Origin of the sequence: Dyella sp. (assembly GCF_035685885.1) — a bacterium.
Classification (GTDB): Bacteria; Pseudomonadota; Gammaproteobacteria; order Xanthomonadales; family Rhodanobacteraceae; genus Dyella.
On the sequence record NZ_DASRZX010000094.1, the window covers coordinates 1 to 6,084 of the forward strand.

At 66.1% G+C, this 6,084-nt stretch carries 5 protein-coding genes and 1 pseudogene; all 6 read right to left on the bottom strand.

Annotated elements, in window-relative coordinates; translation table 11 throughout:
• Positions 1 to 651, bottom strand: a 651-nt coding sequence (locus VFG49_RS11590) for a DUF4157 domain-containing protein (RefSeq protein WP_324860613.1), incomplete at its 3' end; no start/stop codon positions are given.
• Positions 652 to 674: 23 nt separating this feature from the next.
• Positions 675 to 1,898, bottom strand: coding sequence for a DUF4157 domain-containing protein (locus VFG49_RS11595; protein WP_324860615.1), 1,224 nt, complete (start codon positions 1,896 to 1,898; stop codon positions 675 to 677).
• Between the two features lie 241 nt (positions 1,899 to 2,139).
• Positions 2,140 to 2,448 (bottom strand): hypothetical protein, encoded by a 309-nt coding sequence (locus tag VFG49_RS11600; RefSeq protein ID WP_324860618.1) that lies wholly within the window; start codon positions 2,446 to 2,448, stop codon positions 2,140 to 2,142.
• On the bottom strand, positions 2,445 to 4,631 hold the full coding sequence (locus tag VFG49_RS11605; RefSeq protein WP_324860620.1) for an ATP-binding protein: 2,187 nt from the start codon (positions 4,629 to 4,631) through the stop codon (positions 2,445 to 2,447). Before VFG49_RS11605 ends, VFG49_RS11600 begins: the two co-directional genes overlap by 4 nt.
• Positions 4,628 to 5,872, bottom strand: coding sequence for a DUF4255 domain-containing protein (locus VFG49_RS11610; RefSeq protein ID WP_324860622.1), 1,245 nt, complete (start codon positions 5,870 to 5,872; stop codon positions 4,628 to 4,630). Before VFG49_RS11610 ends, VFG49_RS11605 begins: the two co-directional genes overlap by 4 nt.
• A pseudogene (locus VFG49_RS11615) lies at positions 5,869 to 6,084 on the bottom strand (hypothetical protein); the annotation flags it as partial. The gene VFG49_RS11610 and the pseudogene VFG49_RS11615, both read right to left, overlap by 4 nt.

Sequence of the window (6,084 nt, forward strand, 5' to 3'; positions counted from 1 at the left end):
ATCGCCAGGGCAACTCACCGTGCGCTCATCGTCGGACCGACCCGGCGAGGCGCTGCAAGTCGCGCTCACTTGCCGTCGCATCACGCCGCCACCCGAAGGCGCTACCGAAGCACGCTCTCCTCGCATGACGGCATCCGCCGCGCGGTCGGCGGCAACCTCACTCGGATCGTTTGTATCGCCCACGGCGATCGCCGTGTGCAAGCCGCTGGCGCCGGGATCCTGGATCGTGTGTGCCAGCTCGTGTGCAAGCAAGTGTCGCCCGTGATGCGTATGCGGCGCGTATTGGTGATGGTCAAACACCACATGACGGCCCACCGTGTACGCCAGCGCGCCGACCGCGCGCGCCGAAGAGGCGGCCACGCCATCCGTATGGACGCGGACGCTACTGAAGTCGTGGCCGAAGCGTTGTTCCATCCATCCCCGCGTCGTCCCATCAAGCGGCTGGCCCGCGCTGGCCAGCACGTTGTTCACGATGCCCGGCGCCACGGCGGACGCGGCCATGCCATCGCCCTTGCGCTGCAGCCGCTTCTTGCAGTCTTCACATTGACCGCCGCCGGAAGCATGACTTCCGCACGCGCACTTGCGCTGCAGCACATAACCGGAGGACAGCGATGCGACGGGCAACAGGGAGCGGGCGGTCTGCTTTTGCACGATTCCTCACATGGCATTCGTTTTCATGGCTTCTGACCCGCGGCGACGCAGGTGGCGACATCCAGGCCGGCGACTCGACAGGCATCGTCGTTCAGCGGGTGCTGGCCTTCGCCCATCAGGGATGCGGGGTTGTCGAAACCGGCAGGCTTGGTCAACTGCATCGCGAACCAGTGAACGCGGTCCTTCACCAGCATGGATGCATTTCGCGCATGCGACTGGATGTAGTCGTAGCGATCCAGCTCGTAGGCAAACATATGCAGAAGCTCATGCGCGAACCCGGTCGGATCGCCTCCGGACCAGTTCGTCGCCACTTCCCACTTCGACGGATCCACTTCGGCCGTAAACGTGTCGGCATCCGGTGCATTGACGAAGCTGATGTCGACGATGAACCCGGGGCGCGACGCGGCCTTTTCGATGGCGTCCTCCATCGACTTGATGTTGGCGACGTCTGCTGCGGTGCCGCTGCCGGTCGCCTTCAGGAACACCTTCGCGCGAACGACGATGTTCTTCGGATCGCGGTTGTCCACTTCATACGTTCCGCCACCAAATTTGCCCTTGATCTTCACGTACTTTCGCGAGGGGTCGGCCGATGCCTTCTCTTCCACGTCAAGGTTCTTTGCTTCCGCAGGCTTGGCGACGCGCGCCTTTTCCGTGCTTGCAGCGGCCACCGTCGCCGCCTGTGTTTCCTTGGCGATCGCCGCCGGCGGCTTGTCCTTGGTGGTGAACAGCGCGAGCAGCTCGCCGATGTAGTACAGGCAGCCCGCCTTCTTCTTCGCATCCGTGATGATGCCTTCGGCCTCGGCCTTGTCTGGCGGATCCAGCGTCTTGAAATCAGCCGTGTTGCGAATGGAACTGGCGACCGAGTCGTAGATGGGATCGTTCTTCCTGGGATTGATGCAGCGACGGATGAGGTTGACGGCCGACTGCTGCACGACGTGGGTCAGCTCGTGTGCCAACAGCAGACGACCGGACGGCGCCTGCAACGAAGGAGCACCCGAACCCAGCACGATGTGGCTTCCTGCGGTGTAGGCGCTGGCATCAATATCGCGAGCCGATCGCGCCGCCGCTCCTCCCGTGTGCAGGCGCACGGCGCTGAAGTCATGCCTGAAACGCGACTCCATGTCGCGACGCAGAGCCGCCTGCATGGGCTCGCCCGGTGAAGAAAGTGCCTCATCGACGCTGCCCGGCGCTTCCAGCCCTGCACCGCCTTGGCCGCCGCTGGAGCGCTGGATTCGCGGTCCGGCCACGCCGAATCTGTTCGCTCCCGAGCCTGTCATCACCTGGCTGGCAACGTGATCCGCCTCGGCCTCGAGCGGATCATTGCTCGCGCCGACAGCAAGCTTGCGTTGCAGACCGCTCCGCTTCCTTGCGCAAGCCCCGCACTCTCCATGGCCATGACTGTGCGCGCCGCAACCGCACTTGCGCTGCAGTATCCGCGCCGCCACCACGACGGGTGACCTGGCGGCTCCAGCAACGCTGGCCGTGCGCTCAGCCATGGCGCCCTCCGGACCCCGCGGTGGTGCCGCTCCTCCGCGCCGCACTCCCGATGCCAAGCCCCTCACCAACTGCCGCGGCGATGCGGTCACCAAGGCGCGCGCGCGCGTGCGACGCGGCAGGCATGCTGCAAGCTGGCAGGGATACCACGGCGCCCATACCCGACAACGCCCGGATGGCACCGCGATGTGCCAGGGTTTGTGCAAGTTCGCGCTCCAACGCCACGCGTACGCTGCTCGCCCGCTCATCGCCGAGCACCGCCTCGTCGATCACCAGCCGCTCGATGCGCAGCTCGATACTCACGTCTTTCCTCCCGCCGCTTCCAGCCAGCGGAAGTCCGCTTCGTTGACGGGCTTGTCCAGTTTGCGGAATTCAGCGCGTGCGGCCTCCAGGATCAGCGGCATGGTGATCTGCACGCCGGCCTTGGCGGCAAGGAATGCCGCGTTCAGCGCGATGCCCTGGATGCTGCCGCCGGTCAGCGCCAGCTTGGCGAGCAGTGCGACATCCATGGGACCGATCGCCGCTTTCGCAGGAAACACCGAACTCCAGATGGCTGCGCGCTCGGCGACGCCGGGGAACGGGAAGTTCACCACGAAGCGGATGCGCCGCAGGAAGGCGCTGTCCAGCGCGTTCTTCATGTTGGTGGCGAGGATCGCCAGGCCATGGAAATTCTCCAGCCGCTGCAGGAGATAGTTCACTTCGATGTTGGCGTAACGGTCGTGGCTGTCCTTCACTTCGCTACGGCGACCGAACAGTGCGTCAGCCTCGTCGAAGAACAGGATGCAGCCGCCCTCTTCCGCCGCGTCGAACAGCTTGCGCAGGTTTTTCTCCGTCTCGCCGATGTATTTGCTCACTACGGCAGACAGGTCGATGCGATACAGCGACAGGCCCAGCGCGCTGGCAATGACTTCCGCCGCCATGGTCTTGCCCGTGCCGCTTTCGCCGGCGAACAACGCCGTGATCGACAAGCCGCGGTTCATGCGTTCGCGGAAACCCCAGTCGTCGTACACGGTGCCGCGTTGCGACACCTGGTCGGCAATCTGGTGCAGCAGGTTCATTTCGACATCCGGCAGCTTGAGATCGTCCCAGCTCGCCTTGGGCACGATGTGCTGTGCCAACTGGTCGAGCGATGGACGCGTGCGTGCCAGCGCGCCGTGCCAGAGCGTGTCGCCCAGTGCCGACGCATCCTTCTCCGTGGCGGCCAGCGCGGCCTGTGCCACCTGCCCGATCTTGCCGATGTTGAAGTCGAAGTGTCCTGCCAGCTGCTGCGCGTGTTCGCTGGAACCCTCGCCCAGCAGGCGCTGCCATACCGTGCGCTGCTCCATCGGTGTCGGCTTGGCGATATCGGCGCTGACCATGGACACGGCGTTGCTGCTCCACGGTTCGCGCGTATCGACGAAGGTAAGCCCGCCCGCGCGCGCCATGAAACGCTTCACTGCCACCGCGCCTGCATCGGCGTGATCGATGTCGGCCGCATCCACATACAGCGCCACCGGCATCAGCCGGCATTCGCGCTGCCACAACCGCACCAGGCTTTCCTGCTCGGCCAGCGCCGTGGGCAACAATTCGGCGGACAAGCGGAAGGCCTGCGCGCCGAAAGCCATGGACACCACCTGCGCAATCGCCTGCTTGCTTGCGCTGTCGGCGCCTACCAGTTGCACGACAGGCAGCGCATCACCCGGCGGCACGTGGCGCAGGCCATCGATGATGCGATCGGCAACGGCCTGCTGCGATGGCGGCAGCGACATGGGAGCGAGCGCGGTAAGCAGTGGCGTCAGGCGGTCGTCGAGATAGTTCATGCCCTTGACGAAGTTGACGATGCGCTCGTCCGCGCTGAGCGCCGCACCGATCAGCGGCTGCGGGCCCGGCTGATGGATGTCGAGCAGGCGCCAGTAACGCAGCGGGCGTTCCGGCGACAGCGCATCCCAGCTGGGTTCATCGAGTACCGCGAAGGCCAGCGCGAACGTCGGCCACGGCTTGTTCGCATCATGCTGCGCCTGCGCGCAGAGTCCGGGCATGCGCGTATCCAGCTCCATGCCGATGCACAGCAGCAACACGTTGCGCTCGAACTCGGAAAGCCCCAGTTGCTGCGCGAGCAGTTGCAGGGCCGACAGGGGCCGTGTGTCTGTCGATGCGGGCGGCGCGACCTCGGCCGCCTGGGGCACCGGCGCTTCGGGCTCAGGCACTTCGAACGACATGGAAACCTGTTCGGGCGGCCCTTCCGGCGTTGCCTCGGCCGGTGCAGCAGCCCCCTGTGGCGCATGTTCCCCGAACACACGCGAAAGCCAACTCGCATGCCGGACGGGCACGGCCGGTGCGGCCACCGGCGGCGCCATCGCTACCGGCGCGGATGCATCGACCGTGCGTGCCTCGGACGGCGACGCTTTTTGCGTAGCGGCGGCGCGCTGCAGTCGCTGGCGGATGTCTGCCAATGCGTTGGCGAGATATTGGTCGTTCGCGCTCAGCCACTCAGCGTAGTCGCTCATGAGACGACCACCTGCTGGCTGCTGTCGAACGCGGGCACGCTGCCGCTGAAATCGACCGGAATGCTGTCCGCGCCATCAACGCGCAGGCGCACGGTATAGGTGCCCTTGGCGACAGCAGGCACCTTGAAGGTGATCGACGTGGGCTGATGCAGATCGCCCGGCTGTGTGATGCCCTGCGGCGCCACCAGCTGATCGCCGAACACAAGGAACACACGCTGCCCGTCGCGCAGGCGCGGCATGCAGGTCACCGTGAGATCGACCGTACCCACGGCTGCCGTCAACGGGCTGACCGTGATCACCGGCGCCAGGGCCAAAGCCAGCTCGTTGCTCACCAGCGCAGGCAGGTCCGGCGACTGCACCAGTAGCGACAGCGTGTAGATGCCCGGCGCCCAGCGCGTGGGCGCATCCGCATCCTGCGTGGGGTCTGCCAGATGCACGCGCAACGTGCCGGCCGCATCGCCGGCCACCGGCACGACATCGACCGGCGCGTCCAGTCGCAGGCTTTCAAAGCGCACCACCGCGTTGACGGCAGTGAGCTGGCTGCCGTCCAGCACCAGGTCGTCGCCCAGTCGCGCAGAAGATTGCTGATGCGGCAGCGCGATCGAGGACAACGTGGCCGCGGTGGACGGCACGTCGATCACGCCGCGATCCTGCGCACCGCGCTTGAGCACCGGCAGACTGGCCCGCGCCGGTGACTGGCTGTCGATCAGCACCACCGTCGCCTCATACGCGGATGACACGCGGTAGTTGGTCTGGAATGCCGTCCACAGCTTGGAGATCTCATCCACGCTCTGCGGCAGCGGCGTGAAACGCACGCGCTCGATCTGATCGGCCAGGTCGTTGTCCGGCAGCGCATTGCGGATGTCGTTGCCATCCAGCACGGCGCGATCGTGCAGCGTGCTCATGGCCGCAGCCAGCACGCGATGGCTGATCGCATCGCTGTCCGTATCGCCGCGTCCCCACGCCGTCAACAGGTAATGCAGGTTGAGCGCCAGCGCGGGCGGCGCGGTTTCGCCCGGGCGCGTGCGGCCCGGCATGTCCATGTTGCGCCAGGCGGCGTTGGGCACCACTTGGTAAAGAAACACGTTGAGCTGCGCCTTGGTGATGCCCTTGCGTGCCACATCCGGCGGCTGCAGCGTCACTTCCAGATCGCTCAGCTCGCTGTCCAGCGCCGGCACCTGCGTCAGCAGCAGGTTGCGCAGCGTGCGCGTGGCCGCGGCGATGGCCAGTACGTTGCTCATGGCGATGCCTTGCCCCGCTCGCGCAGGTAGTCGTCAAAGGCACTGTGTCGCGGTGTTTCCTGGCGGCGGGCCGGCGCGGTCGGCGCGGGACCCGCACGCACTTCGAGACGACCGATGCTCACATGGACGACAGGCTCATGCTCCGCACGCGACACATCGCCCATCTCGTGCGCACGCTGCGGCACACGGCGATCCGGTGCAAACGGCTGCGA